At 70.9% G+C, this 24,965-nt stretch carries 25 protein-coding genes; 8 read left to right on the forward strand and 17 right to left on the reverse strand.

The genetic code is table 11. The features are described 5' to 3' along the window. Positions 1 to 40: 40 nt before the first annotated feature. The 3 genes from ACQP2T_RS28435 to ACQP2T_RS28445 all read right to left on the reverse strand — a co-directional run bounded on the left by ACQP2T_RS28435 (position 41) and on the right by ACQP2T_RS28445 (position 3,132). Positions 41 to 907 carry a sugar phosphate isomerase/epimerase family protein gene (locus ACQP2T_RS28435; RefSeq protein ID WP_433519104.1) on the reverse strand — a complete coding sequence of 289 codons (867 nt, stop codon included), beginning with the start codon at positions 905 to 907 and terminating at the stop codon, positions 41 to 43. Continuing rightward, positions 904 to 1,695 (reverse strand): ATP-binding cassette domain-containing protein, encoded by a 792-nt coding sequence (locus ACQP2T_RS28440; RefSeq protein WP_433519105.1) that lies wholly within the window; start codon positions 1,693 to 1,695, stop codon positions 904 to 906. The genes ACQP2T_RS28435 and ACQP2T_RS28440 overlap by 4 nt, the downstream gene beginning before the upstream one ends. A gap of 240 nt (positions 1,696 to 1,935) precedes the next feature. Next, entirely contained in the window at positions 1,936 to 3,132 is a 1,197-nt protein-coding gene (locus tag ACQP2T_RS28445) for a Gfo/Idh/MocA family protein (protein WP_433519106.1), read from the reverse strand. A gap of 168 nt (positions 3,133 to 3,300) precedes the next feature. Here ACQP2T_RS28445 and ACQP2T_RS28450 point away from each other — a divergent pair, with 168 nt between their 5' ends. Next, complete coding sequence (locus tag ACQP2T_RS28450) at positions 3,301 to 4,329, forward strand: LacI family DNA-binding transcriptional regulator (RefSeq protein WP_433519107.1); 1,029 nt, start codon at positions 3,301 to 3,303, stop codon at positions 4,327 to 4,329. 129 nt (positions 4,330 to 4,458) lie between these two features. Here ACQP2T_RS28450 and ACQP2T_RS28455 read toward each other — a convergent pair whose 3' ends face one another. Then, the gene (locus ACQP2T_RS28455) at positions 4,459 to 4,848 is read right to left on the reverse strand and encodes a RidA family protein (protein WP_357958668.1); all 390 of its coding nucleotides are present in this window, start codon (positions 4,846 to 4,848) and stop codon (positions 4,459 to 4,461) included. Positions 4,849 to 4,915: 67 nt separating this feature from the next. On the opposite strand from ACQP2T_RS28455, the gene ACQP2T_RS28460 reads away from it, so the two are divergent. Next, a complete protein-coding gene (locus ACQP2T_RS28460) occupies positions 4,916 to 5,587 on the forward strand; it encodes a CGNR zinc finger domain-containing protein (protein WP_433519108.1) in 672 nt (223 codons plus the stop codon). A 34-nt stretch (positions 5,588 to 5,621) separates the two neighbouring features. Here ACQP2T_RS28460 and ACQP2T_RS28465 read toward each other — a convergent pair whose 3' ends face one another. The 3 genes from ACQP2T_RS28465 to ACQP2T_RS28475 form a co-directional block, all read right to left on the reverse strand. Further along, positions 5,622 to 6,068, reverse strand: coding sequence for a hypothetical protein (locus ACQP2T_RS28465; protein WP_433519109.1), 447 nt, complete (start codon positions 6,066 to 6,068; stop codon positions 5,622 to 5,624). Beyond that, entirely contained in the window at positions 6,065 to 6,313 is a 249-nt protein-coding gene (locus ACQP2T_RS28470; protein ID WP_433519110.1) for a hypothetical protein, read from the reverse strand. The genes ACQP2T_RS28465 and ACQP2T_RS28470 overlap by 4 nt, the downstream gene beginning before the upstream one ends. Before the next feature lie 126 nt (positions 6,314 to 6,439). Further along, positions 6,440 to 7,339, reverse strand: a complete 900-nt coding sequence (locus tag ACQP2T_RS28475; RefSeq protein ID WP_433519111.1) for a LysR family transcriptional regulator — start codon at positions 7,337 to 7,339, stop codon at positions 6,440 to 6,442. Positions 7,340 to 7,418: 79 nt separating this feature from the next. On the opposite strand from ACQP2T_RS28475, the gene ACQP2T_RS28480 reads away from it, so the two are divergent. The 4 genes from ACQP2T_RS28480 (at position 7,419) to ACQP2T_RS28495 (ending at position 12,620) form a co-directional block, all read left to right on the forward strand. Then, on the forward strand, positions 7,419 to 8,684 hold the full coding sequence (locus tag ACQP2T_RS28480) for an MFS transporter (protein ID WP_433519112.1): 1,266 nt from the start codon (positions 7,419 to 7,421) through the stop codon (positions 8,682 to 8,684). A gap of 2 nt (positions 8,685 to 8,686) precedes the next feature. Further along, complete coding sequence (locus tag ACQP2T_RS28485) at positions 8,687 to 9,574, forward strand: SDR family oxidoreductase (RefSeq protein ID WP_433519113.1); 888 nt, start codon at positions 8,687 to 8,689, stop codon at positions 9,572 to 9,574. Between the two features lie 12 nt (positions 9,575 to 9,586). After that, entirely contained in the window at positions 9,587 to 10,516 is a 930-nt protein-coding gene (locus ACQP2T_RS28490; RefSeq protein WP_433519114.1) for a superoxide dismutase, read from the forward strand. A 76-nt stretch (positions 10,517 to 10,592) separates the two neighbouring features. Beyond that, positions 10,593 to 12,620, forward strand: coding sequence for a hypothetical protein (locus ACQP2T_RS28495; protein WP_433519115.1), 2,028 nt, complete (start codon positions 10,593 to 10,595; stop codon positions 12,618 to 12,620). Here the strand turns inward: ACQP2T_RS28495 and ACQP2T_RS28500 are convergent. The 3 genes from ACQP2T_RS28500 to ftrA all read right to left on the reverse strand — a co-directional run bounded on the left by ACQP2T_RS28500 (position 12,602) and on the right by ftrA (position 15,014). Continuing rightward, positions 12,602 to 13,555 (reverse strand): hypothetical protein, encoded by a 954-nt coding sequence (locus tag ACQP2T_RS28500; RefSeq protein WP_433519116.1) that lies wholly within the window; start codon positions 13,553 to 13,555, stop codon positions 12,602 to 12,604. The genes ACQP2T_RS28495 and ACQP2T_RS28500 overlap by 19 nt on opposite strands. Next, on the reverse strand, positions 13,501 to 13,971 hold the full coding sequence (locus tag ACQP2T_RS28505) for a hypothetical protein (RefSeq protein ID WP_433519117.1): 471 nt from the start codon (positions 13,969 to 13,971) through the stop codon (positions 13,501 to 13,503). The genes ACQP2T_RS28500 and ACQP2T_RS28505 overlap by 55 nt, the downstream gene beginning before the upstream one ends. A 74-nt stretch (positions 13,972 to 14,045) precedes the next feature. Beyond that, positions 14,046 to 15,014, reverse strand: coding sequence for a transcriptional regulator FtrA (ftrA, locus tag ACQP2T_RS28510; protein WP_433519118.1), 969 nt, complete (start codon positions 15,012 to 15,014; stop codon positions 14,046 to 14,048). A gap of 98 nt (positions 15,015 to 15,112) precedes the next feature. On the opposite strand from ftrA, the gene ACQP2T_RS28515 reads away from it, so the two are divergent. Next, positions 15,113 to 15,571 (forward strand): rhodanese-like domain-containing protein, encoded by a 459-nt coding sequence (locus tag ACQP2T_RS28515; protein ID WP_433519119.1) that lies wholly within the window; start codon positions 15,113 to 15,115, stop codon positions 15,569 to 15,571. Between the two features lie 8 nt (positions 15,572 to 15,579). On the opposite strand, the gene ACQP2T_RS28520 is transcribed toward ACQP2T_RS28515, so the two are convergent. Genes ACQP2T_RS28520 through ACQP2T_RS28535 form a run of 4 tightly spaced genes read right to left on the reverse strand, consistent with a single transcriptional unit; the run spans position 15,580 to position 19,290 of the window. Then, the gene (locus tag ACQP2T_RS28520) at positions 15,580 to 16,797 is read right to left on the reverse strand and encodes an SGNH/GDSL hydrolase family protein (protein ID WP_433519120.1); all 1,218 of its coding nucleotides are present in this window, start codon (positions 16,795 to 16,797) and stop codon (positions 15,580 to 15,582) included. Between the two features lie 16 nt (positions 16,798 to 16,813). Then, positions 16,814 to 18,118 carry an FAD-binding oxidoreductase gene (locus ACQP2T_RS28525; protein ID WP_433519121.1) on the reverse strand — a complete coding sequence of 435 codons (1,305 nt, stop codon included), beginning with the start codon at positions 18,116 to 18,118 and terminating at the stop codon, positions 16,814 to 16,816. Between the two features lie 21 nt (positions 18,119 to 18,139). Further along, a complete protein-coding gene (locus tag ACQP2T_RS28530; RefSeq protein ID WP_433519122.1) occupies positions 18,140 to 18,844 on the reverse strand; it encodes an SDR family oxidoreductase in 705 nt (234 codons plus the stop codon). Next, on the reverse strand, positions 18,838 to 19,290 hold the full coding sequence (locus tag ACQP2T_RS28535; protein WP_433519123.1) for a carboxymuconolactone decarboxylase family protein: 453 nt from the start codon (positions 19,288 to 19,290) through the stop codon (positions 18,838 to 18,840). Before ACQP2T_RS28535 ends, ACQP2T_RS28530 begins: the two co-directional genes overlap by 7 nt. Before the next feature lie 158 nt (positions 19,291 to 19,448). Here ACQP2T_RS28535 and ACQP2T_RS28540 point away from each other — a divergent pair, with 158 nt between their 5' ends. Continuing rightward, positions 19,449 to 22,211 carry a tetratricopeptide repeat protein gene (locus tag ACQP2T_RS28540; RefSeq protein ID WP_433519124.1) on the forward strand — a complete coding sequence of 921 codons (2,763 nt, stop codon included), beginning with the start codon at positions 19,449 to 19,451 and terminating at the stop codon, positions 22,209 to 22,211. A gap of 118 nt (positions 22,212 to 22,329) precedes the next feature. Here the strand turns inward: ACQP2T_RS28540 and ACQP2T_RS28545 are convergent, their stop codons facing one another. The 3 genes from ACQP2T_RS28545 to ACQP2T_RS28555 all read right to left on the reverse strand — a co-directional run bounded on the left by ACQP2T_RS28545 (position 22,330) and on the right by ACQP2T_RS28555 (position 24,965). Continuing rightward, entirely contained in the window at positions 22,330 to 23,046 is a 717-nt protein-coding gene (locus tag ACQP2T_RS28545) for an alpha/beta hydrolase (protein ID WP_433519125.1), read from the reverse strand. Between the two features lie 150 nt (positions 23,047 to 23,196). After that, positions 23,197 to 23,898 carry a response regulator gene (locus tag ACQP2T_RS28550; protein ID WP_433519126.1) on the reverse strand — a complete coding sequence of 234 codons (702 nt, stop codon included), beginning with the start codon at positions 23,896 to 23,898 and terminating at the stop codon, positions 23,197 to 23,199. After that, the gene (locus tag ACQP2T_RS28555) at positions 23,892 to 24,965 is read right to left on the reverse strand and encodes a sensor histidine kinase (RefSeq protein WP_433519127.1); all 1,074 of its coding nucleotides are present in this window, start codon (positions 24,963 to 24,965) and stop codon (positions 23,892 to 23,894) included. The genes ACQP2T_RS28550 and ACQP2T_RS28555 overlap by 7 nt, the downstream gene beginning before the upstream one ends.

The following is a 24,965-nucleotide window of genomic DNA, read 5'->3' on the forward strand; positions in this document are numbered from 1 at the left end:
CGTGACAACCCCCCGCGCGGCGACGCGGGGGGTCATGGTGTCACCAGGCCCCGACGTACTTGCCGATGGTCTCGCGCATGAAGGTCGCGGACTCACGTGCCCGCTCCTCCCAGGCGAACACGCACGAGGTCATGACGTTGTCGTCACCGTCCGCGAACCCGAGCCGGTTCAGGGTCGCGAAGAAGGTGTCCCAGTCGACCTCTCCCTGCCCGATGTCCAGGTGCTGGTGCACCCGAGCCGTGGAGCCCGGCGGGTTGACGATGTAGCGCAGCCCCGAGGAGCCCGTGTGGTCGAAGGCGTCGGCCAGGTGCAGGTGGGTCATCAGCGGCCCGGCGTACTCCATGATCTCCACCATGTCGCCGCCCATGTGGAAGGTGTGCGGCGCGCAGTACAGGAACGACACGAGCGCGGAGTTGACGCCGCGGACCATGTCGACGGCGACCTTGCCGTTCTCCACGAAGTCGTCGGGATGCGGTTCGAGGCGCAGTCGTACGCCCTCGCGCTCGAAGACCGGCAGCAGCTCCTCCATGGACTTCCAGAACTTCGCCTCCGACAGGCTGGCCTGCTCCGGCCGGCCGTTGAACTCGCTGTTCATGACGGTGCAGCCGAGATCGACGGTGATCTGGATGGCGCGCTTCCAGTAGCGTACGGCGGCCTCGCGTTCGTCCTCGTCCGGCCCGGACCATCGGTAGAGCGGCAGGACCGAGGCGACCCGCGCGCCGGCGCCGTCGAGGGCCTTCTTGAAGGACCTGACCTTCGCGTCGTCGGCCCGCGGGTGCAGGAAGAACGGCATGAAGTCCTCGCGCGGCGACAGCTCGACGTACTCGTAACCGAGATCGGCGACGACGCCGGGCAGCTCCAGGAGCGGCACGGACCGCAGCATGTACGGGTCGAGGGTCACCTTCATGCCGATGCCTCCAGTTCCGCGAGCTCCGCCTCGAGGTCGGCCATGGCTTCGCCGCCCGCCATCAGGTCCGTGATCTGTTCGCGCGTACGTTCGCCCTTGCGAAAGTCGTCGGCCTTCTGGCCGTGGATGAGGACCGCGAAATGGTCGCCGACCATCATGGCGTGCAGGACGTTGTGGGTGACGAAGACGACGGCGACGCCCTTGGCGCGGGCCTGCATGATGATCCGCAGGACGTGGGTGGCCTCCTTGACGCCGAGGGCCGCCGTCGGCTCGTCGAGGATGAGGACGCTCGCGCCGAAGTGGACGGCACGGGCGATGGCCAGGGCCTGCCGCTCACCCCCGGACAGGCTGCCGACGAGCCGCTTGCCGTCAGTCACCCGGGTGATGCCGAGTGACCGCATCTCCCGGACGGCGATCTCGCCGGCCAGGCGCTTGTCGAAGCGTTTGAAGGGCCCCCAGCCCTTGGCGAGCTCGACCCCCACGAAGAACGACCGGCCGACGCTCATCAGCGGAAAGGTGCCGCCGAACTGGTGGACCGTGGCGATTCCGTACGCGCTCGCGTCGCGCGGGCTCTTGAACAGGACGGGTTGCCCGTTCACCTCGATGGTGCCGCTCGTGGGGGAGTGGAAACCCGAGAGGATCTTGATGAGGGTGGACTTGCCGGCGCCGTTGTCGCCGAGCAGGCACAGCACCTTTCCGGCGTGGACCTCCAGCGAGATGTCCCGCAGCGCGTTCGTGCCGACGAACGACTTGCTCACGTCTTTGAGTGCCAGCAGTGGCTCTGTCATGATCAGTCCTTCTTTCCGGTACGGGGTGCGTACGACAGCGCCAACCGGCGGACTCGTCGAAGAGCCCGAGGTAGTCCTGGCGGGCCTGCTCGCTGCCGAAGATGTCGTCGATCGGGAGGTGCGGCTCCGGGATGAACCCGCCGGAGTTGATCTCCGCGCTGTCCAGCCCCATCCCCTTGAGAACGGCCAGGGCCTCGGGCAGCGGCTTGTCGTGCAGGCAGGCGGTGTAGGCGCCGAGCTTCATGCGTTCTCTCCTCCTGAGATCTTGACCTCGGCCCCGCTGTTGAGCGCCGACTCTGTGATGGCGGCGAGCAGCCGCAGGTTGTGCAGCCCGTGCTCGAACGAGGGCACCCGGGGCAGCCGGTCCAGACCCGCCACCTGCTCCAGGAACGCCCGGGCCTGGAAGACGAACAGGTCGTTCTGGCCGTATCCGACCCCGGGGAAGTCCATGGCCAGCCCGCCGGTGAGGTACGGGTGGTCAGGGCCGACGGCCACCTGCCGGTAGCCCTTCGTCGGCCCGTCCACCGCGCGGTCCATGTAGCCGAACTCGCCCGCCCGCACCAGGTCGAAGGTCGCCGCGGCGTTCTCGGCGAACAGCTCGAAGCCGAGCGAGTTGGCCAGGCCCAGCGCGACGCGGGAGGCGGACATGGTCGCCGTGGCGCCGGAATCGAAGATCGCGGTGAAGGTGACCAGGTCCTCGTTCTCGACCGGCTCGCGCTCGTCGCTCAGCGTCGCCGCGGCGTGCCCGACCGCCGCGCCGAGCGGCAGCGCGCGCTCGGTGACGAACGTCGACAGGGTCGAGCCGCGTACGGATCGGATCGGGCCGCAGAGGAACTCGGCCAGGTCCACGAGGTGGCTGCCGATGTCGGCGAGCGCGCCCGAGCCGGGACCGCCCTTGTACCGCCAGCTCATCGGCCCCGAGGAGTCGGCGCCGTAGTCGCACCAGTAGTGGCCGTTGAAGTGGATCGGCCGCCCCATCGACCCGTCGGCGACGAGCCCCCGCACCGCCGCTATCGCGGGCGAACGGCGGAAGGTGAAGCCGACTCCCGTCTGCCGATCCGGCCGCGCCCGGGCCGCGGCGACCATCGCCTCGGCCTCCGCGACGGTCGGCGCGAAAGGTTTCTCGCACAGAACGTGCTTTCCCGCCGCCAAAAGACCTTCGACGATTTCACGATGCAGATGATTGGCGACCACGACGCTCACCACGTCGATGTCGGGGGAGTCCGCGACGGCCTGCCACGACGTCTCCGCCCGTGCGTACCCGAACCGGCGCGCGGTCTCCCGCGCGAAGCGCTCGTTCACGTCGGCGATGGCCACCAGCCGCACGTCAGGCAGGCCGGAGTCGTACGTCGTCGTGGCGCCGCGGTAGCCGGCGGCGTGCGATCTACCGGCCATCCCGGCACCGATGACGGCGACGCCGATGTGGTCCTCGGGCATGCTGGCTCCTTCAATTGATGAACATCACTGAGGAGGGGCGTTCGCGCTGCGTAGACGCCCTCAGACGCGGTTTGGAAACCGGTTTAAATGTTTCGCCGAGCATGCGTCGCATTACGGCCATATGTCAAGAGTTTGTGCTGACAAACCCTCCGGCTCTATCGTGAGCGCATGGCCGATCACACCGCTCCGGCACCGCCCCGGCCAGGGCGCCGCCGGCCCACGATCCTCGACGTCGCGGCCGCGGCCGGCGTCTCCAAAGGGCTGGTCTCCAAGGTGCTCAGCGGCGCCGCGGGGCCGAGCGCGGCCACGACCAAGCGCGTCCTGGCGGTCGCCGAGCGCATGGGATACCGCAAGGACCGGACCGCCACGCTCCTCGCGCAGCGAAGGACGCGGCTCATCGGCGTGACGATCATCCCCAGCAACGTCTACCACGGCGAACTCGCCGAACAGATCCAGGCGATGGTCGACGCCGCGGGCTACGAGACGGTCCTGGGGGCCACGACCGCCACCCACGACGAGCGGCGCTCCATCGAGACGCTCATCGACTTCCGGTGCGAGGCGCTCCTGCTGCTGGGGCCGACGATGCCCGAGGCCAAGCTGGCCGGCCTCATCGAGAACGTCCCGACCGTCTGCGTGGGGCGTCCGCTCAACCTGCCGAACGTGGACGTCGTCCGGGCCGACGATGAACAGGGCTTCAGCGACTTGGTGAACCACCTGGTCGCACTGGGCCACCGGCGCATCGCGCACGTCGACGGCGGAACGGGACACATCGCCGCCGTCCGGCGCCGCGCCTACCGGGCGGCCATGCGACGGCACGGGCTCGAGCCCGTCGTCCTTCCCGGCGGTCTCACCGAGCGTCAAGGGGCGGCGGCGCTGAAGCGCCTCCGCACAGATGTCACGGCGGTCGTCGCGTTCAACGACCGTACGGCATTAGGGATGATGGAGGCGCTGGAGAGCCAGGGGGTCAGGGTGCCGGCCGACATGTCCGTGACCGGCTTCGACGACAGCCTCATGGCGCGGCACCCGCGCATCGCGCTCACCACCGTCAGCCAGTCACCGCTGGAGCAGGCCCGGCTCGCCGTCCAGGCGGCCATCGACCGGCTGAGCGGCGACAATCAGGAACGCCGCGAGATCGTCCTGCCCACACGCCTCATCGTCCGTGGCAGCACCGGTGTCGCCCCGCGAACCGCCGGATAGCGACCGGCACACTCGCGGATGTGCCGTCGGAGCGTCCGCACAGCGACGTGGTCTCCCTTGGGCCTGCTTCGAGAAGACGAGAGCTACCCGCTGACACGAGCGACTTCATAGGCGGTCAGTCCGTGGGGTTCATACGACGGCGACGGCGTCGATCTCGACGAGGAACCCGGGGCCCAGGCCGGCGACGACGTGGACCGTGATGGCCGGCGGTGGGTCGGCCCGGTTCCAGACCTCCTGGAAGGCGGCCACACCCTCGTCGAAGGTGTGGCCGTCCACCACGGCGATGCGCCAGTGCACGATGTTCGCCAGGCTCGCCCCCTCGCTCTCCAGGATGGTCGTGAGGTTGCGGAACACCTGCCTGGCCTGCTCCCCGACCGTGGGACCGACCACCTTGCCGTCGGCGCCGACGCCGTTCTGCCCGCCGATGTAGATCGTCTTGGCCGGCTGTTCGACCACGACGGCCTGGCTGAAGGCCGGACTGCGGTGGAGTCCCTCGGGGTTGATGTGCCGTGTGCTCATGTGTCGTCCTCCTCTGACGCTGACACCAGTAATAGTGGTTTCGTACGACACCAGTTATAGTGGTTTCATGCGCGCGAGCACAACCGGCCGGATGCTGCACGACCCCAAGGGAGGGTCGTTCTGGTTCGACGCCGGCGCGGTCTGCCTGGACTTCGCCCACACGGGCGGCGAGGGCCGTTACGCGGTGTTCGAAACGCTGCACGAGCCTGCCGATCTGGGCGAATGGCTGGCCGAGCCGCCGCTGGCCGCGGTCATGACGGTCCCCGTGACGGCCCGCGAGCTGACCGCGGCCAAGGCCCTCCGCCAGGCGATCTGGGACGCGGCGCACGCCCAGGCCGCGCGTCGCCCCCTCCCCGCCGAGGCGGTCGCGACCATCAACCGAGCCGCGGCCGAAGCGCCACTGGTCCCCGAGCTGGTCTCCGCGTCGGTCCCCGAGCCGGTCCCCGAGCCGGTCCACGAGCCGGGCTCCGCGTCGGTCGCCGGAGGCGCTACCGCGGGGTGGGTGTCGCCCGTGCGGGCGACGCAAGCGCTGTCGACGCTGGCGCGGGAGATGATCGAGCTGCTGTCCGGGCCGCTCTCCGAGCGCATCCGCGAGTGCGCGAGCGACGACTGCCCGCTCGTGTTCGTCGACTCCTCCCGCCCCGGAGCCCGGCGCTGGTGCGCCATGGAGCGCTGCGGCAACCGCCACAAACTGCGGGCGCACCGCGCCCGGCGCACCACGGAGCCGGATGGCGGCTGATGCCGCAGGCCCGGGGAACGTCAGCGCTCAGGTTTCACGACCTGCTCACGGCATGCCGAAGGCGAGGACCGCCGCGATACGTGATTGAGGCGTCGCAACCAGTTCCGATCACTACACGCTCGCGCCCCGGAGAGCACTCACGCGCCGGCGCCTGGGTTCCGTAGGTGACCGTGGCGCTCTTGAGCCGGCCCGAGTAGTCGCCGAAGGAGGTGCCGCTGGCCGTGATGGTCATGGCGTCGGTGAAGGTGTCGTCGCCCTTCTCCTGGGCGCCCAGATCCGTCACGAACGTCTCGGCCGCGGCCTGCCGGTTCGGCTTGAAGACGCCCAGTTCGGGGCGGGTGGCCGGGGCCGACCGCGGCCGGGCCAGGTCGCCACCGGTCAGGGCCACGCCGTGCTTGCGGCTGATGGTGTCCGCGGACGCGTCCAGCTCGGTGAGCCTGAAGGTCTGGGTGTTGACGGAGTGCTGGCCGGGGCCGATCACCAGAGATTGCGCCAGGGTCGTTTCATCGTCTCGTCATGGGCCGATCGCGGCGGCGGGCCGGGAGGCTCCGGGTCGGACATGACGAAGATCTCGAACAGGATGCCGCCCACCACAAGGATGGCCACCACGGCGACGAGTACATACGGCAGCGATTCAGGTACGAAGATCACCACTGTCAGAGCGACGAACCCCAGGATCAGAACCGCCACAAAGGCAAGGGCGAGCTGCCGCAGCGTCTCCTTCACACGTTCTCCCGATCAGAGCAGGTCTGGGGCAACGCTCAATTGCTTCGACGGCGCAGGCGACGCAGAAACCGTTGAGCGCCTTCTTGGCGTATTCGTCGGGACCTGCCGCCGCGGATTCCGGATAAATCATGAATCTGGCGAGCTTGCGGATTCCGCCGCCGAGATGCCGAGGGCGGACAGGAACGCGGCGGCGACGGGGGAGGGCTGGAAGCGGCTCCAGATGAGGTGCTCCATGCGGGCGGGAGCGTCACGAAGCCGGAGGATGGGCAGATCGGGGAGTTCGGCGACGAAGGCGGCGGGCAGCATCCCGATGCCCAGGCCCTGCCGGACCAGGCGGGCGATGAAGTCCACGGTCGTCACCTCGAAGGCGACCTCGCGCCGCACCCCGGCCGCCGCGAACGCCTCGTCCGACTGGGCCCGCGCGGCGGTGCCCAGGGGGAAGTCGACGAACGGTTCGTCCGACAGCTGGTGCAGGTCCACATGCTGCTCCTCCGCCAGCGGGTGGTCGGGCGCGACCAGGGCGACGAGGTCGCCGCGCGCCAGTTCGCGGCCGCGGACTCCCTTGGGGCGCGCGCCCAGGGGAAGCCCCAGGAAGGCGACGTCCAGGGTGCCCTGGCGCACCCCTTCGATGAGATCCTCGCTCGCGCCCGAGCGGAGGCTGATCCGTACCTGCCGATGACGCAGGTGGAACTCCTTCAGCGCGGCCGGTAGATCGACCGCCGCGACTGTGGGGATGGCGCCGATGGCGAGCCGGCCGCGGATCTCGCCGGCGGCGGCCGCCACCTCGGCGCGGGCGCGTTCGGCGGCGTCGAGAGCCTGGCGGGCCGCGGGCAGGAACGCCGCGCCGGCGGGGGTCAGCCGGACGCGGCGGCTGGTGCGCTCGAACAGCTTGGCACCCAGCTCACGCTCCAGGCGGGCGATCTGGTGGCTCAGCGCGGACTGGACGACCAGGCACTGCTCGGCGGCGCGGGTGAAGTTGCTCGTCTCCGCGACCGCGACGACGTAGCGCATCTGCTGCAGTTCCATGGATCAATCGTGATACACGATCGGTCCGATGACAAACATGCGTTGGACTCATTGATCCCCTGTCGCCCAAGGTGGGGGCATGACGGTGATGAGACCTCACAACACGGACGGCGGTCTGTCGCGCGGGCTGCTGCTGCTCATGTCGGTGGCGACCGGGCTGGCCGTCGCGGGCAACTACTTCGCGCAGCCGCTGCTCGACCTGATCGGCCGGGAGCTGGGGATCGGGTCATCACGGGCGGCGCTGTTGGTGACGGCCGCGCAGATCGGGTACGCGCTGGGGCTGGTCCTGCTGGTGCCGCTCGGCGACCTGGTGGAGCGGCGACGGCTCGCCATGTCGCTCTACGGGGCGACCGCGGTGTTCCTGCTGGTCTCGGCCACCGCCCCCAACGGCATGGTGCTCCTGGTCAGTACGGCCCTCACCGCGCTGACCTCGGTGGGCGCGCAGGTCGTGGTGCCGTTCGCGGCGACGCTGGCGGCCCCGGCCGAGCGTGGCCGGGTGGTCGGCACGGTGATGACCGGGTTGATGCTCGGCCTGTTGCTGGCGCGTACGGCGTCCGGAGCATTGTCGGAGCTGGGCGGGTGGCGGACGGTCTACTGGGTGACCGCGATCCTGATGGCGTTGATGGCCGTGCTGTTGCGCGCCTTCCTGCCCCGACTCGGCGGAGACAGCGGGGACGGCGGACGTCCGTCTTATGTCGGTCTGCTGCGCTCGACGGCGGCGATGTTCCGGTACGAGCCGTTGCTGCGGTGGCGGGCGGGTATCGGCGCGTTGAGCCTCGCCTCGTTCAGCGTGCTGTGGACGGCGCTGACCTTCCTGCTGGCGGGCGCGCCGTACGGCTGGTCGGAGTCGGCCATCGGCCTGTTCGGGCTGGCCGGTGCCGTGGGCGCGCTGACCGCCACGGTGGCCGGGCGGCTGGCCGACCGCGGGTACGTACAGATCGTTTCCGGCGCCGGGACGGTCCTGCTGGCGGCGTCCTGGCTGGCGCTCGCGGCCGGGGCGCACTCTCTGATCTTGCTCCTCGTCGGCGTGATCGTGCTGGACCTGGCCCATCAGGCGGTGCTCAACAGCAGCCAGAACGTCCTCTACGCGCTCCGGCCCGAGGCCCGCAACCGGATCAACTCCGCCTTCATGACCTCGCTGTTCGTCGGCGGCGCGGTGGGGTCCGCGCTGGCCTCGGCGGTCTGGGCGAACAGCGGCTGGACCGGCGTGTGCGTCCTGGGCGCCACCCTCTCGGCCGGGACCCTCGTGCTCTGGCTCCTGGAGCGCATCACCGTTGACCGGGCGGCGGGCAAGCCCCCGAAGGTCGTCGGCGACCTCGTCCGTACCACCACCAAAGGAGAATGAGCATGTCACGTACCGTGCTGATCACCGGCGCCACCGGAACCGTGTCCACGGCACTGATCAACGCGCTGGAAGGCGCCGATGTGAGACTCCGGGCTCTCGTCCGCGAAGAGTCCAAAGCGGCCGGCCCGCGCGAGCGGGGCGCCGAGGTCTTCGTCGGTGACCTCGACGACGCCCGGTCGCTGCCGCCCGCCTTCGAGGGGGTACAGGACGTGTGGCTGCTCACCCCGAACGGGCCGCGCGCTCCGGAGCACAACATGAACGCCCTGTGGGCCGCCCGCCAGGCCGGTGTGGAGCGCGTCGTGCGCCTGTCCGTCGTCGGCGCGGCGCACGACGCGCCGAACCGCAGCGGCAGGCTGCACGCGCTGTCCGACCGGGAGATCGAACAGTGCGGCATGCGCTGGACGATCCTGCGTCCCCACTGGTTCATGCAGAATCTGCTGAACGAGGCGGGCGACCTCGCCGCCACCGGCACGTTCTCGCTGAACATGGCCACGGCGCGGGTCGGCATGATCGACGCGCGCGACATCGCCGAGTGCGCCGCCCGCGTGCTCCTCGACGACCCGGATCGCCACCACGGCCGGACGTACACTCTCACCGGCCCGCGCTCGCTGACGTTCGACGAGGTCGCCGACCACTTGAGCCTCGCGCTCGGCAAGGCCGTCACGCACCTGCCGGTCAGCGATGACGCCAAGCGCAAGACACTGCTCGGCTACGGCGTCCCGCAGTGGATCGTCGACATGCTGGAGGAGTACGCGCGGGCGTACGAATCCGGCTGGGGAGACTTCACCACCGATACGGTCGCCGACCTTCTCGGCCGCCCGCCGCGCGACGTCGCCGGCTTCGCCCGCGACCACGCCGCCGCGTTCGCTCCGGCCGCCGACAACAACTGAAGGCATCAGACCATGCGATCAATCACGGGATCTGGTGCGATTCTCGCCGCACTCATGCTGGCCATCACCATGGGCGGGTCCGCCGGAGCGGCAGCGGACCGGCGGGCCGGGACGTCTCCGACCTCCATCTCGTTACCCGACGGTTTCCAGCCCGAGGGCATCGCCATCGGCCCCGGCCCGTTCGCCTTCATCGGCTCCATGGCCGATGGCTCCATCTACCGCGCCGACCTGCGCACCGGAGGTGGCGCGATCATCAGCCGCGGGCCCGGCACACCGTCACTCGGGATGAAGACCGACCCGCGCGGACGGCTGTTCGTGGCGGGCGGCACGGGCGGCGACGCGCGCGTCATCGACTCCCGCACCGGCCGCGTGCTGGCCTCCTACCGGCTGACCACCGGCCCGGCGTTCGTCAACGACGTCATCCTCACCCAGGGCGCCGCGTGGTTCACCGACTCCACCAACCCGGTGCTCTACAAGCTGCCGCTGCGCGGCGGACGGCTGCCCGCCGCCGCGGTGCGGATCCCCCTCACCGGGGAGCTGGTGTACGGCGACGGCTTCAACGCCAACGGCATCACCCCGACTCCGGACGGCCGCGGCCTGATCGTCGTGCAGTCGAACACCGGCGACCTGTTCCGCGTCGACCGGTCCGGCAAGACCCGCCGGGTGAACCTGCACGGCGAGTCGTTGCGAGAGGGCGACGGCCTGTTGCTGCGCGGCCGGACGTTGTACGCGGTGCAGAACGGGCTCAACGCCGTGGCCGTCCTGCGGCTGGACGCGGCGGGGACCAGCGGCCTCGTGGTGCGCCGGGTGAGTGATCGCCGGTTCGACGTACCGGCGACCGTGGCGGCCTTCGGGACCCGGCTGTACCTCCCCAACGCCCGCTTCGACACCAGCCCGACCCCCACCACCCCGTACACCGCCGTCGCCATCAACCGCCCCTGAGCCGCCACCGCTTACTACGGCCCTAGCCGTAATAGGGGTACTTGACCGTCATCGCGCTACTTCCTAGATTTCGGTCATGACCTTAATTAGGAGAATCCTGGCGGTGGGACTCAGCGCCGCCATGCTGCTGAGCGTGGCGCCCCCCGCCCACAGCGCGGCCGACCGGCACCCGACGGGCCGGGTGACCGATCTCGGCGTCCCGCTGCAGGACGTGCTCCTCCTCGGTGGCGTCGTGGCTCCCGGCCCTGACGGCCAGGCGGCGCTTTGGGGCGCCTCCTCGGGCACTCCCGCCCACCTCAACGCCGTCGACCCCGCCACCGGCGCCGAACGCGGCCGGTTCGACCTGCCGGGCGCCGCCGGGGCCTGGGCGGTGGACGCGACGCCCGACGGCAGCCTCTACGCCGGCACGTACGGCGACGGCCGCCTCTACCGCTGGACCCGCCAGGGCGGCGTCACCGACCTGGGCCGCCCCCTGTCGTCGGAGAACTTCATCTGGTCCGTGGCGGCCGGCGAGGGCGCGACCGTCTACGGCGGCACGTCACCAGGCGGCCGGTTGTTCGGCTACGACCCGGCCGGCGGCGTCCGGGACTACGGCCGGCTGTCCCCGTCGCACGCCTACGTCCGCAGCGTCTCCTACGCCAACGGCAAGATCTACGCGGGTACGGAAGCCCCGGCGGCCGTCTTCGAGGTCGACGCCGCCACAGGCGTGGCCGAGCGGCTGCCCGCCCCGCCGGGACTGGACCTCACCGACAAGTGGGCCTACGACGTCAACGCCGTCGGCGGCTTCCTCTACGTCAGGTTCGGCAGCGCCTTCCCGGGGCCGCTGCACGTCTGGGACATCGCCGCCCATGCCTGGACGGACGCCGTCGAGTCGGCTCACGGCCTCGACGTCTCACCGCCCGACGACCAGGGCCGCGTCTACTTCGTCAAGGCCGCCGAGCTGGTGTGCTACGACCCGCGCACCCGTACGGTGACCGGGACCGGGATGCCGTTCACGGGCCGGGTGGCGAACACCCGGGGCATCGGCTGGGCGGAGCTGGGCCTGCCCGACTATCCCGGCAAGAGCCTGGTCGGGCTGCTGTGGAGAGGGCTGATGTTCCGCTACAACCCGCAGACCGGCGCGCGCTCGTTCGTACAGACCGGCATCAAGGGCGAGCCGATCGACATCACCGCCATCGCCGACGGCCCGGACGGCCGCGTCTACACCGGCGGCTTCCTCAACGGCGGGTTCGCCGCGCTCGACCCGAAGACGGGGGAGCGGGCCGAATTCCACACCTTCTCCCAGAGCGAGGCCATGACCACGCACGCCGGCAAACTGTACGTCGGCGCCTACCCCGAGGCCAGGGTCTACGCCTACGACCCGGCGCTGCCGTGGAACAGCACCGAGTACTCTCCCAGCCCGGAGCCGGGACCGGCGCCCAACCCGGCCAGGCTGTTCGACCTCGCGGCCGACAAGCAGATCAGGCCGCGCGCCCTGGTGTCGGCGGGACGCTACCTGGTCGCCGGTACGATGCCCGACCTCGGTCAGCTCGGCGGGGTGCTGGCGGTGTGGGATCCGGCGAAGGGCGAGCTGAAGCACGCCTCACGTAACGTCGTACAGGACCAGAGCATCGTGTCGCTGGCCTACCGCGACGGCGTCGTCTACGGCGGCACCTCGATCTACGGCGGCCAGGCGGCGACTCCGCCCACCCAGCCCGAGGCCAAGCTGTTCGCCTGGTCGGTGCGGGAGAACCGGCTGCTCTGGGAGATCGTCCCCGCGCCGGGCAAGCCGGCCATCCCGGCGCTCACCTTCGACCGCCGCGGGCGGCTGTGGGGCATCGCGGGCGGCGAGGTGTTCGCGGTGAACGTGGCGGCCCGCAAGGTCGTCTCCAAGGTCACCCTCTCGTCGAGTACGAGCGCGAGCGGCGCACTCTCCCTCAACCGGAGGGACGGCCTGCTGTACGGCGCGCACGCGGGGACGGAGGTGTTCGCCCTGGACCCGGTCTCCGGGCGGCGGACGGTGCTGCGGCAGGGACCTGTGCACCAGCTCGCGGTGCACAGGTCCGGGGACGTCTACTTCGCCGAAGGGCCGCGGTTGTTCAGGAATCAGCCGCAGAGCCGGTAGGTGTAGAAGTTCTCGAAACGTGACAGGTACATGTGCTGGTCCGGGCCCTTGAGCAGGATCGAGATCGGGCGGGCGATGAGCGTCAGCCGCATCGTCGCCCGGTCGATCCGGTAGGCCTTGCCCTGCACCTTGCCGTACAGCATGCCGTCGCGGCCCAGCTCGATGTTGGTGTCGACCCAGACCTGGGTGGCGGTGGACCACGGATAGGTCTGATGTTGCGCGCTGCGCAGGGTCTGGCCCGTGGCCGGGTCGAGCTCGAAGAACGTGTCCGGCGTGAGCCCCCAGAGCCGGCCGTCGTCGTCGAAGGTGATCGAGCCGAGCGCCAGGTCACCGGGCACCGGGGTGCTGGTCCACTTGAGGGTGTCGGTGGCGATGTCGTAGGCGAAGGCACGGGCTTCGCCCTGGGGGGTGCTGGTGCCGCCGAACGCCGACGTCGTGCCGTACAGGACGCCGTCGCGGTAGGCCAGGGCGATGATGCTGTGACCCGGGATGAGGTTGCGCCTGATCACCGACCTGCCGGTGGCGGGGTCGAGCAGTCCCAGAGCGCCGCCGACCGTGCCGGCCTTGGGCACGGTGCCGAAGGCGAGCCAGTCGCCGGCCGAGACCATGGCGAAAGGCCGGTCCTGCTCCTGGTCGGCGAGGCCGAGCAGCAGTCGGGGCTCGGTGCCGTCGAACTCGTAGATGCGGGCGCCGGGGTAGACGCCGAGGTAGAGCTTGCCCTTGTGGGTGACCATGCCCTCGCTCTGGCCGACGTTCGGCCAGAACTGTGCCGCGCCGGTCGCGGGGTCGTAGGCGGCCAGGCCGCCGGTGAAGAAGCCACCCGCGTAGACGCGCCTGTCGGGGCCGACCGCCATCGACCTGATGGAGACGGGCTGGCCGGTCAGCGTGGAGTCGAACAGCTTGCCCCGGCCGCTCTTGCGGTCGAAGTGCCACATGCGGCCGGTGGAGGAGGTGCCGACGAGCGTGTGGCCGATCCAGCCCAGCGGGCGGTGGCGGGGTCGTAGCGGAAGAGCCGGCCCATGGCCCCGGCTGTGGAGTTGTAGCTGCCCACGTAGACGGAGTGGTCGGGCGCGACGGTGACGGCCCAGGAGCCGAGCGCGTACGGCAGCGGCCGTTCGGCGACCAGAGTGGCGTCCGCCGCGTTCCTGACGCCGAGCATCGCGGGGCCGGACGCGCTGGAGGTGACCGAGTAGACGCGGGCGCCGTCGCGCGCCGTGCCCGCTGTCGTGGCGCCGGTGAGTGGCAGGGTGCCCAGGCTCTGGAAGCCGCAGCCTGTCGGCGGTGCGGTTTCGGCCTTGACCGGAGATGTGATGGACAGTGCGATGGCTAATGCCACAGCGAGAATGCGCATGGGTCCCTCCAAGAGAGATATAACGGCCTTGACCGTAATTTCTCACCTGGCTCCCTGGCAAGAGCTGGTCCAGGTCAGCGGCCGAATGCCTTCCGGTAGGCGGACGGGGAGGTGTGCATCGAGCGGCTGAAGTGGTGACGGAAGGTCACCGGGCTTTCGAAGCCGACGGCGGCCCCGACCTCCTCGACCGGCGCCGTGGCCGACTCCAGCAGCGGCAGGCTGGCCGCGATCCGCTGCGCGATCACCCAGCGCAGCGGGCTGGTCCCGGTCCTGCGGTTGAAGTGCCGGACGAAGCTGCGCTGCGACATCCCGGCGACACGGGCCAGCACCGCCACCGTGATCGGGCGGGAGAGATTGGCCAGCGCCCATTCCATCGTCCTGGCCACGGCGTCGTCATCCTCGACGGGGGTGACGGCGGCCTCGATGAACTGCGCCTGGCCGCCCTCCCGGTGCGGTGGCACGACCAGCCTCCTGGCCACCGCGTTGGCCACGCCCGGGCCATGGTCCCGGCGGATGAGGTGGATCAGCAGGTCGATGCCGGCCGCGCTGCCCGCGCTGGTCAGCACATCGCCGTTGTCCACGTACAGCACGCCGGGATCGACTCTGACCTGCGGAAAGCGCTCCTGGAGCAGCTCGGCGTACCTCCAGTGCGTGGTGGCCGTCCGGCCGTCCAGGAGGCCGGCCGCCGCGAGGACGAAGGCCCCCGAGCAGATCGACACGACGCGGGCGCCGCGCTCGTGCGCCCGGCGCACCGCGTCGACGAGCGCGGGGGAGACCTCGGCGCGGACGTCCGGCACGCCCGGAACGATCACCGTCCGCGCCTCGGCGAACACGTCCAGCCCGTACGCCGCCTGGACGGTGAAGCCGCCGACCGCCCGCAGCGGGCCGTCGTGCTCGGCGCAGACGGCGAGGTCGTACCACGGGACGTCCAGCTCCGGCCGAGGAAGTCCGAAGACCTCGACGACGCACCCCAGCTCGAAAGGGCTCATGCCGTCGTAGGCCAGGACCGAGACGGTGCGGTTGCTGTCATAGCGCCAGAGCATGGCTGGATATTAGCGACATTAGGCATTCATGCCACTCGTGAGGGGGCAGGGGCGCACTGCACCATTCATGGCAGGAACGAGTTGGAGGTAATCCCGAAATGTCAGCAGTTCTCACCACACTGGCCGCCGACGCGGCCGCCGCCATCGCTCATTTCTCCGCCCGTCTGACGTTCGAGACGGACGTGTCCGATGTCCATGCCGACCTCAGCGCGGGCGACGCGCGCATCGTCGTGGTCGACTCGCGCAGCGTGGAGAGCTGGCGTCAGGGCCACATCGAGGGCGCGCTTCACCTGCCCACGGCGGAGATCGCCGCACGCGCGCCATCGATCATCCCCCGTGACGTGACCGTGGTGACGTACTGCTGGGGGCCCGGCTGCAACGGCGCGACGCGCGCGGCGCTGGAGTTCGCCAAGCTCGGCTACCGCGTCAAGGAGATGATCGGCGGCTTCGAGTATTGGGCGCGCGAGGGCTTCCCCGTCGTGACCGGTTCCGGCGTGGAGAGGCGGCTCGCCGACCCGCTGACGGCTCCCGTCCACGCCGACGCGTGCGGCTGCTGACCCCGGCTTTACAGCGTGCGCAGGTCGACGGCGTCGGCCATCGCCTGGTAGCCCGCCGGGTTGGGGTGGAGGTGGTCTCCGCTGTCGAAGCCGGGCCGAATCCGGTCGGGATCGGCGGGATCGGCGACGGCGCGCTCGAAGTCCACGACCGCGTCGAACGCGCCGCTGGTCCGGATCCACGTGTTGACCGCGTCGCGGATCCGCTCGGCCTCGTCCGTGAGGTACGCGTACCCCTTGGCGGGCAGGAGAGTGCCGCCGATGATCCGCACGCCGTGCGCGTGGGCGGCGCGGATGAGCTGCCGGTAACCGCCGATCAGGTCGTCGGCGCCGACCTTGACCGCGGGCGAGGTGCAGGGCGTGGGTTCCTGCAGGCCCAGGAGGATGTCGTTGATGCCCTCCAGCACGATCACGCTCTTGACGCGGGGCCGGTCGAGCACGTCCCAGCGGAAGCGGGCCAGTCCCCGCTCGCCCAGGCACGCCGAATCGGTGAGCAGGCGGTTGCCGGCGATGCCGAGATCGAGCACCGGCCGCCGGCCGGCCAGCCTGCTGGCCAGCGCGTCCGGGTAGCGGTCATCGGCGTCCTGGGTGGCGCCGTACCCGTCGGTGATGGAGTCGCCGAAGGTCGCCACCGCTGCCGTGTCGCCGTACACGTCCACTCCGGACAGGTAGAACCAGGAGCTGTTGGTCTCGGCGAAGGCGGCCGCGCCGAGGTCGCGGAGGTGATCGCCGGTGGCCCGGTAGGCGGTGGCCTGCGCGAGGTTGTGGTAGGTGGCCGGGCCGGTGGTGCCCTGGAAGTACAGCGTCACGGTCAGCCGCTCGCCCGGCTCGACCGCGAGACGGACGGGATCACTGGCGGCCTGCCCGCCGGTGGCAATGCTCACGGAGGCGGAGCGCGCGAAGGACAGGGACCGGAGGGTCCCCGCCCGCACGGCGGCGCCCGTGCCGGCCTTGCCCACGCTCGCGCCGGTCAGCCGGAGCGGGGTGCCGCCGTAGCGGTTCGACAGCCGGATCCGGAGCTGCGAACCGCCGGCGGTGACCCGCACCACCTGGCGGACGGAGTGGTCGGTGAAACCTTTCTCCGCCCAGGTGGGATACCAGACGTCGGGCGACGGCTGCTGGACGGCGCTCGCCCATCCCGCTGTCCACCTGCCGGTTTCCGCGTCGGCGGGTGCCGGTAACGCCGTCAATGCGGCGATCAGGGCGGCCGAGGTGGCGATTTTCCACACGTGGGTGCTCCTTCAGTCAGTCCAGGACAGGGAAGTTGGCGCGGAAGACGCCATAGGGATCGCGCTCTCGCTTGATCTCGCGCAGCCGGGCCAGGGCGTCGGCGGGGAAGGCTTGGGCGGCGTTCTCCGCCGGTGCGAGGAAGGTGTACGGCTTGCGCCCGCTGACCGCCTGGCCCAGCGCCTCGACCAGGGCCGCCTGCCTGCCCCGCACCGCGTCGGCCAGGTGGGGCAGCCGCAGGCCGAGCAGGTAGAGCATGTACGGCTCGGCGAGCGCGCCACCCGCGCCGCCGGCGGGATCGGCCTCGGACAGGGCCCCGCCCAGATGACGGACCTGCAGGTTCAGCAGCGGCGCGAGGTCGGCGCCGGCGAGCGTCGCCAGCGTCGCCTCGTCCAGGCCGGTCAGCAGTTCGGTGCGGGCCAGCATCGGGCTGGGCTCGATCGGCTCGGCCGCGATCGTGCCCAGGTCGGCGAGGTCCATCAGGCCGCGGCTGTCGGAGAGGCTGCCGCCGATCTTGTCGAAGACGGCCAGCAGCGCCTTGGCCTCCGCGTCGTCGCCGAGGTAGGTCACGTCCACGGTGACCATCGGCGGGGCGGGCGGCGGCGGGGCCACGCGGTTGATCCACACCGACAGCTCGCGCGGCGCGTCCGCGGTGACCTGGCGGAAGGCGTCGAACACCGCGGCCGTTCGGGCCGCCGGCCAGACGATCCGTCCGCCGTACACGCTGGGCGCCGGGTACAGCGCCAGCTCGATCGAGGTGATCAGCGCGTAGTCGCCGCCACCACCGCGCAGCGCCCAGAACAGCTCGCGGTCGGACTCGGCGGTGACCCGCACCTGCTCGCCGTCGGCGTCGACGATCTCGAAGGCGCGTACCGAGTCGGCGGCCCAGCCGTACGTGCGGCCGAACCACGAGATTCCGCCGCCGGCGACGAACCCGGCGACCGTCACCGCCGGGCTGCTGCCGGCCGGCCCGGTGAGGCCGTACTTGCCGGTCTCGGCCAGCACCCGGCCCCACCGCACGCCGGCACCGACCCGGGCGACACGCGCCTGCGCGTCGACCTCCACCCGGTCCAGGCGACCGGTACGCAGCAGGATCACCCCCTGCACATCGCCTGAGGCGCCATGGCCCGACGGCTGGGCGGTGACCGTCAGCCCGGCTTCGCGGGCGTAGCGCACCAGCGCCGCCACATCTTCGGCGTTCTCGGCCGTCACCACGGCGGCCACCGGCTGGTGAACGCCCACTGCCCACGGCCGGGCCGCCTCGTCGAACCCGTCCTCGCCGGGGAGCAGTACACGCCCTCGGACGGCATTACGCAGATCCATAACTGTCGTCTCCTTCAGGGACTACCAGGGAAGAGTGCCTTCGTGCTGGACGAAGGTGGCGGTGGGGCCGTCGGCCTCCAGCAGGGCCATGGCCACGATCGGTGCGGCGCCTTCTTCGGGGGGCTTGATGCCTGAGTTGTGGTTGATGTCGGTCTTGACCCAGCCCGGGTCGACCGTGTTGACCTTGATCGGGGTGTCCCACAGTTCTTTGGCGTAGGACACGGTGATCATGTTCAGGGCGGCCTTGGAGGAGCAGTAGGCCAGGTTGAGCATCGGCCACAGCGGATGGCTCCGGTCCAGGGTGCGGCCGATCGAGCCGCGCTCGCTGGAGACGTTCACGATGCGGCCCGCCGACGAGCGGCGCAGCAGTGGCAGCATCGCGTTGGTGACCTCGATGACGCCGAACACGTTGGTCTCGTAGACCTGGCGGGCCTGCTCGACCGAGGTCTGGCTGGGCGGCCCGTCGGCGAAGGTGATCCCGGCGTTGTTGACCAGGATGTCGAGCCTGCCGTACTCCTGCTCGATCCACGTGACCGCGGCGCGGATACTGGCCGCGTCGGTGACGTCGAGCCGCACGTACGGCAGGCCGAGCAGCTCGGCCGCGGCGCGTCCCCGCTCCTCGTCACGGGCGCCGATGATCGCGGTGATGCCCCGTTCACCGAGCCGGCGCGCGATCTCGAAGCCGATGCCTTTGTTCGCGCCGGTGACGAGGGCGACCGCTACCATGCCGCGCCCGCGACCTGCCGGGTGGTGGCGTTGAGCCTGTTCCACAGGTTGACGGTGGAGATCGTCATGATCAAAGCGGCGAGCTCGGTCTCGGAGTAGTGGTCGGCGGCCTCGTCCCACACGTCGTCGCGGACCTGACCGCCGTCGGCGAGCCGGGTGACCGCCTCGGCCAGCGCCAGCGCGGCGCGTTCCGCGTCGGTGAAGTACGGGGCCTCGCGCCAGGCGGCCACCGCGAAGAGCCGCTCGTCGCTCTCGCCCTGCTTGCGCAGGTCCTTGGCGTGCATGTCGACGCAGACGCTGCACCCGTTGATCTGGCTGGCCCGCAGCAGCACCAGGTCGGACGTGACCTTGGGCAGCCCGGCCTGGTCGGTGGCCTTCTGGAGGTTCATCAGCGCCTGCATGGCACCGGGCAGGACGATGGCGGGGTTCTTCATGCGTGCTTGCATGGTCTGTCTCCTGGAGAGTTCTGAACGTTGTCGCTCATATGACTGAGGCGAGCGGGGAAATGTGACCGCCGCGCCGTACGACCAGCATCACGGGGGCGATTAATACATCGGCGATGCATCGACGATGTGGTGATCCGTCGCGGATATAGACTCCTGCGATGCTCGGCGGGAATGTACGGTTTGCGGTCCTGGGTGCCGTGGAGGTGTCGGTCGAGGGCCTGGAGCTTCCCTCGCTCGCCCCGCGGCACCGTGCGTTCCTGGCGTACCTGTTGCTGCACTCCGGCACGGTGCTGAGCGTCGAGCGGCTGAGCGAGGCGATGTGGGGGCCGACACGGCCGGACACCGCACGGGCACAGGTACACGCCGCGCTGACGGCGATCCGGCGCACGCTGCGCGCGGCGGACGCGGGCCACCTGGTCGAGACCCGGGCGGCTGGATACGTGATCACTCCGGAGCCGGGACGGCTCGACCTGCAGGAGTTCACCACGCTCGTGGCCAAGGCGGAGTCCGAAGCGAGATCCGAACCGGCTGTGGCCGTACGGGCGCTGCGTGGAGCGCTCGCCCTGTGGCGCGGGCCCGCCTTCGCCGACGTCCAGGCCCATTTCGCCGAGAGCGCCAGGGCACGGCTGGAGGATCGGCGGCTGGCCGCGATCGAGCGCCTGGGGGAGCTCGAACTCGCCGCCGGAAGGCACGAGGAGCTCATCGATCAGCTGGCCGCCGAGCTGACCGCGCATCCCTTACGTGAACGACTGGCCGGGCAACTGATGCTGGCCCTGCGCCGCGCCGGGCGCCAGACGGACGCGCTGGCCGTCGGCCGTGGCTACCGCCGCAGACTGGCCGATGAGCAGGGGCTGGATCCGGGGCCTGCCTTCCTGGCCGTGGAGGAGTCCGTCCTGCGCGGTGAGCCGTCGGCGGTTGCCACGATCCGGCCCGCGGCGGCGTTCCTGCCCTATGACATCGCCGACTTCGCCGGGCGCTCCGTCCAGGTGGAGGAGTTGTGCGAGCCCGCCCGCCAAGCGGTGACGATCTCCGCGATCGACGGCATGGCCGGCATCGGCAAGACGGCGCTGGCCGTCCATGCCGCGCATCGGCTCGCCGAGCGATACCCCGACGGGCAGCTCTTCATCGACCTGCACGCTCACACAGCGGGTCAGCTGCCACTTGAGTCCGGGGGAGCGCTGGAGGTGCTGTTGCGGCAGCTCGGCGTGCCGACCGAGCGCATCCCCGCGTCCATGACGGAGCGGGCCGCGCTGTGGCGGGCCGAGCTGGCCGGCCGCCGGGTACTGCTGGTGCTGGACAACGCCGCCGACGCCGCCCAGGTCCGGCCCCTGTTGCCGGGCGCTTCGAACAGCCTGGTGCTCATCACCAGCCGCCAGCGGCTCACCGACCTGGACGGCGCGCGGGCCCTGTCCATGGACGTACTGCCCCTGCCAGACGCCTTGGAGCTCTTCACCGGCATCGTGGGCGAGCGCGCGGCCGCCGAGCCCGAGGCGGTCACCGAGGTTCTGCTGCTGTGCGGGTTCCTCCCGCTGGCCGTACGCATCGCCGCCACCCGTCTGCGGCACCGCCCTCGCTGGAGCGTGGACCATCTCGCCGAACGCCTGCGTGATGAGCGCCGCAGGCTCGCCGAGCTGGCCAGGTCGGAACGCGGTGTGGCGGCCGCGTTCACCCTGTCGTACCGCCACCTCACCGCTGACCAGCAGCGGCTCTTCCGCCTGCTCGGACTGCATCCCGGCCGCGACATCGAACCCTACGCGGCCGCCGCGCTCGCCGATCTCCCCGTGGAGCGTACCGAGGACGTACTGGAGGACCTGCTGGACGCGCACATGCTTCAGCAGCGCGTTTTCGGCCGCTACGTCTTCCACGACCTGCTCCGCCGGTACGCCGCGGACCTGGTGGCCGAGCAGGAGCCGCCGCAGGCCAGGGACGGGGCGCTGACCCGGCTGCTCGGCCACCAGCTGACCACGGCGTCGGCCGCCATGGACGTGCTCTACCCCGACAGCGCCCACCGGCGACCGCGCGTCGAACGAGCCACGCCCCCACCGGTCCCGCTCCATGACGCGCCGCAGGCGTTGGCGTGGCTGGACGCCGAACGAGCCAACCTCGTCCTGGCCGCCGATCGCGACGTGGCGCACACCAGCCTGCTGGCCACCACGCTGTACCGCTATCTCTACGACCACGCCCACCACGACGACGCCCTCGCCCTGTACGGCAAGGCACTGCGGGCCGCCCGGCGCCGTGAGGATCCGGCCGACGAAGGGCGGGCGCTGACCGATCTCGGCTGGGTGCACCAGGTGCGGGGCCGCCATGACGTCGCCCGTGAGCACTTCGACCGGGCGCTGGCCGCCTGCCGTACAGCTGAAGACCGGCGAGGCCAGGCGCGGGCGCTGCTCGGCCTGGCCAGGGTGGGTACGGACGAAGGCGACCACGAGCGGGCCAAGGAGGCGAACCTGCGCGCCCTTGACCTGTTCCGCGACATCGGCGACCGGTTCGGCGAGGCCGTGACGCTGGACTACCTCGGCATCGTCCACGAGCGGCTGGGCCGGTACGCGCGGGCGGCCGACCTGCATCGTCAGGCGCTGGAGCTGTCCCGGGAGATCGGCAGCCGAGGCGGTGAGGCCGACGCCCTGGACAACCTCGGGGTGGCCTGCACCCGGCTGGGCCGGCTCACCGAGGCACGCGACCATCACGAGCAGGCGCTGGAGCTTTATCGGCTCTTCGGCTACCGGCGAGGCGAGGCCAAGGCACTCAACAGCCTGGCCGAGATCGCGGCGACCATGGGAGACCTCGGCCAGGCCGTACGCCTGCACAGCGCGGCCCTCGATCTGGCCGTGGAGCTGAGCAACCGGAGCGAGGAGAAGCGCGCCCGCGAGGCCATCGCCCAGCTCCTCTCCACACTGGAGACCTCTCACCGAAAGTGACCGGGGAAACAGCCAGCGCCTGGTCTCGGCCGGTGAACCGGAGCCTGTCGATCACGCCGTCCAGCGTGCGGTGGACGCGCCGATCGGAAACGGATCCCCGATCGGCGCGTCACGATTGTCAGCCCAGATGACGGGCGAAGAAGCGCAACGCGCTGCCGGCCTCGAAGGCCGGGACGTCCCCGTGCTTGCCCGGGTTGGCGTGCAGCGTCTTCTCGCTCGAAGCCAGGGCGTCGAACAGCGCCAGGGCATCCTCGCGCGGAACCCGCTCGTCGTCCCACTGCACCAGGAAACGCACGGGCACCGCGACCCCGGCGGCGGCCTCGGCCGAGGCCAGCGACGTTCCGCTCAGCCCCAGCACCGCCGCGCGGACGCGCGGCTCGGCGGCGACCAGCGGAATGCCGAGAGCGCAGCCCAGCGACATGCCCCAGTAGCCCACTGGGCCGACATCCCCGAGCGCGTCAAGGACTGCGCGCCATTCCGGGACGGTCTGGGCGGCCAGCAGAGTGTGGAGCTCGGCCAGCAGCGGGAGCGGGTCGCCCTCGCCGGCCATGCGGGCGCGCATCTCGGTGATGATCCGCTCGTGTTCGGCGCTCCTGGGCCGGTCGCCGTGGGCGGGGGCGTCGATGGCCGCCGCCGCGTACCCGCACTCGGCCGCCAGCCGTATGGCGCGGGCCACCACGCCAGGAGCCTGCTTGTGCTGTCCGCCGCCGTGTCCGATGAGAATCAGGGCACGGGGCTCGGCGCCGTCCGGCGTCCACAGCACGCCGGGGATCTCGCCAAGGGCGAAGGGTCGTTCGGTGACGCCGTCGGTAGACGTCTGAGAGATGAAGCGCATGCGCGTTTCACGCCTTTCGGGATGCCTTGCGCGGGCGCTCCCTAGGCCATGCGAGGGAGGGAGCCCCGACCTGTCACAGCGTTGATCGGTCTCACCTCCTGCGGTTCGATGCGGTGCACGGCGACGCCGAAGTTATCACAAGGGGGGCGCTCACGTTCCGCGAGGGCGAGCGACGCCTGACGCGGCACCAGGGCCGGGAGCGTCGCGGGCGACGATGCCGTGTTCGTGAGCATAGATCGCGGCGTGCACGCGGGTCCGCAGGCCGAGTTTGGTGAGAATCCGGTTGACGTGTGTTTTGACCGTGCCTTCCTCGATGGTGCATGCCCCGGCGATCTCGCCGTTGCTCAGTCCTCGGGCCAGGAGGCGTAGCACGTCGTGTTCGCGCGGGGTCAGCAGATCGAGTTCAGGTGTGGCGGGGCGCGGGGACAGTGCGGCGAAGCGGCTGATCAGGCGGCCCGTGACCTGCGGGTCGATCAACCCCCGGCCCTGGTGCAGCTCGCGGACCGCCGTGACGAGCACGTCGGGATCACTGTCCTTCAGCAGGAAACCGGCCGCTCCCGCGCGCAGCGCGCCGAACAGGTACTCGTCGAGGTCGAACGTGGTCAGAGCGAGCACACGGGGAGCGGATTGGGCGCCGGCGAGACGGTCGATGGCCGCGATGCCATCCATGCCGGGCATCCGCAGATCCATCACCACCACGTCCGGCCGCCGCCACAGCGCCTGGTGCACCGCCTCGGCGCCGTCGGCGGCCGTGGCGACCACGTCGATGTCGGGTTCGCCGTCGAGTATGGACCGGAGCGCCTCCCGCGCCGCCTCCTGATCGTCGGCTACCAGCACCCGGATCGTCACCATACGCTCCCTTTCCTAGGCAGATCGGCACGGACCCGCCACCCGCCCGTTTCGACCGGTCCCACCGACAGTGTGCCGTTGAGCAGGCGCACCCGTTCCCGCATACCGCGGATGCCGTGGCCCTCAGCCTGGGACGCCGGCGCCGGGGCGCCGTTGTCGAGGACCTCAACCCGCAGGCCGCGGTCGTCCTGACGTAGGTGGACGGAGACCTCGCTCGCGGTCGAATGGCGTACGACGTTCGTCAACGCCTCCTGGACCACCCGGTAGGCGGTGTGGTCGACGGCGGGCGGCAGGACGCCTGCTCTCCCCGTACGGCGGACGGTGATCGTACGGCCGATGGAGGTGAGCTGCCCGGCCAGCCGCTCCAGGTCGGCGGTGCCGGGCTGAAGGGCGGCCGGGTGCTCGCTGAGCGTCCGTAGCAGGTCACGCACCTCCGTCAGCGCGGACAGCGACAGCTTCGAGATCACTTCCAGGGCCCGCGTCGCCGAGGTCTCGTCGCCTGTTCGCCGGGCCGCCGCGGCCTGCAGCCGGATCGCCGTCAGGTGATGGCCCACGCTGTCGTGCACGTTCCTGGCCAGCCAGGTACGCTCCTCGGCCAGCACGAGCTCCGCCTCGGCCCGCTGCACACGCAGCGACTGACCGGCCCGGTCCCGGTGCAGCCGCAGCGCGTAGCCCGTGGCCACCGGGGCGACACTCATGATCACTATGCTGGTGAGCGCCAGCCCCTTTCCTCCGGTCACCAGGCCGATGCCCACCACCCAGCATGTGGAGATCGCCAGCACCAGAGCGGGACGCCGCGGCCGGTGGTAGACGGCCGTGCAGAACACGGCCATCGTGACCAGCATCCCTTCCCAGCGGTGCAACTGGACCATCCCGGCCAGCGCGATCACCGCGGAGGCCACCGCGGCGGTCAACGGCAGCACCCGCCGGACGAGCAAGGGGAGGCTGACGCCGGCGCTGAAGACGACCAGGAGCGGCACGTCGGGCGGGACCGATCCTGCCAGCGCCGTCAGCAGCGTCGCGGCGGTCGCGGCGCCGACGACGAGCAGAACCTCCCTCAGCCAGTGCAT

The organism is Nonomuraea sp. CA-143628, from assembly GCF_050942315.1.
Lineage (GTDB): Bacteria > Actinomycetota > Actinomycetes > Streptosporangiales > Streptosporangiaceae > Nonomuraea.

What these genes read in the sequence shown, in the direction of transcription:
- ACQP2T_RS28450 (WP_433519107.1), top strand. Translation starts at nt 3,301, where the DNA reads ATGGCCGATCACACCGCTCCGGCACCGCCCCGGCCAGGGCGCCGCCGG.
- ACQP2T_RS28515 (WP_433519119.1), top strand. Translation starts at nt 15,113, where the DNA reads ATGTCAGCAGTTCTCACCACACTGGCCGCCGACGCGGCCGCCGCCATC.
- ACQP2T_RS28545 (WP_433519125.1), bottom strand. Translation starts at nt 23,046, where the DNA reads ATGCGCTTCATCTCTCAGACGTCTACCGACGGCGTCACCGAACGACCC.
- ACQP2T_RS28440 (WP_433519105.1), bottom strand. Translation starts at nt 1,695, where the DNA reads ATGACAGAGCCACTGCTGGCACTCAAAGACGTGAGCAAGTCGTTCGTC.
- ACQP2T_RS28525 (WP_433519121.1), bottom strand. Translation starts at nt 18,118, where the DNA reads ATGGATCTGCGTAATGCCGTCCGAGGGCGTGTACTGCTCCCCGGCGAG.
- ACQP2T_RS28500 (WP_433519116.1), bottom strand. Translation starts at nt 13,555, where the DNA reads ATGTGGCACTTCGACCGCAAGAGCGGCCGGGGCAAGCTGTTCGACTCC.
- ACQP2T_RS28505 (WP_433519117.1), bottom strand. Translation starts at nt 13,971, where the DNA reads ATGCGCATTCTCGCTGTGGCATTAGCCATCGCACTGTCCATCACATCT.
- ACQP2T_RS28490 (WP_433519114.1), top strand. Translation starts at nt 9,587, where the DNA reads ATGCGATCAATCACGGGATCTGGTGCGATTCTCGCCGCACTCATGCTG.
- ACQP2T_RS28435 (WP_433519104.1), bottom strand. Translation starts at nt 907, where the DNA reads ATGAAGGTGACCCTCGACCCGTACATGCTGCGGTCCGTGCCGCTCCTG.
- ACQP2T_RS28460 (WP_433519108.1), top strand. Translation starts at nt 4,916, where the DNA reads ATGCGCGCGAGCACAACCGGCCGGATGCTGCACGACCCCAAGGGAGGG.
- ACQP2T_RS28480 (WP_433519112.1), top strand. Translation starts at nt 7,419, where the DNA reads ATGACGGTGATGAGACCTCACAACACGGACGGCGGTCTGTCGCGCGGG.
- ACQP2T_RS28540 (WP_433519124.1), top strand. Translation starts at nt 19,449, where the DNA reads ATGCTCGGCGGGAATGTACGGTTTGCGGTCCTGGGTGCCGTGGAGGTG.
- ACQP2T_RS28555 (WP_433519127.1), bottom strand. Translation starts at nt 24,965, where the DNA reads ATGCACTGGCTGAGGGAGGTTCTGCTCGTCGTCGGCGCCGCGACCGCC.
- ACQP2T_RS28455 (WP_357958668.1), bottom strand. Translation starts at nt 4,848, where the DNA reads ATGAGCACACGGCACATCAACCCCGAGGGACTCCACCGCAGTCCGGCC.
- ACQP2T_RS28550 (WP_433519126.1), bottom strand. Translation starts at nt 23,898, where the DNA reads ATGGTGACGATCCGGGTGCTGGTAGCCGACGATCAGGAGGCGGCGCGG.
- ACQP2T_RS28495 (WP_433519115.1), top strand. Translation starts at nt 10,593, where the DNA reads ATGACCTTAATTAGGAGAATCCTGGCGGTGGGACTCAGCGCCGCCATG.
- ACQP2T_RS28485 (WP_433519113.1), top strand. Translation starts at nt 8,687, where the DNA reads ATGTCACGTACCGTGCTGATCACCGGCGCCACCGGAACCGTGTCCACG.
- ACQP2T_RS28535 (WP_433519123.1), bottom strand. Translation starts at nt 19,290, where the DNA reads ATGCAAGCACGCATGAAGAACCCCGCCATCGTCCTGCCCGGTGCCATG.
- ACQP2T_RS28530 (WP_433519122.1), bottom strand. Translation starts at nt 18,844, where the DNA reads ATGGTAGCGGTCGCCCTCGTCACCGGCGCGAACAAAGGCATCGGCTTC.
- ACQP2T_RS28445 (WP_433519106.1), bottom strand. Translation starts at nt 3,132, where the DNA reads ATGCCCGAGGACCACATCGGCGTCGCCGTCATCGGTGCCGGGATGGCC.
- ftrA (WP_433519118.1), bottom strand. Translation starts at nt 15,014, where the DNA reads ATGCTCTGGCGCTATGACAGCAACCGCACCGTCTCGGTCCTGGCCTAC.
- ACQP2T_RS28475 (WP_433519111.1), bottom strand. Translation starts at nt 7,339, where the DNA reads ATGGAACTGCAGCAGATGCGCTACGTCGTCGCGGTCGCGGAGACGAGC.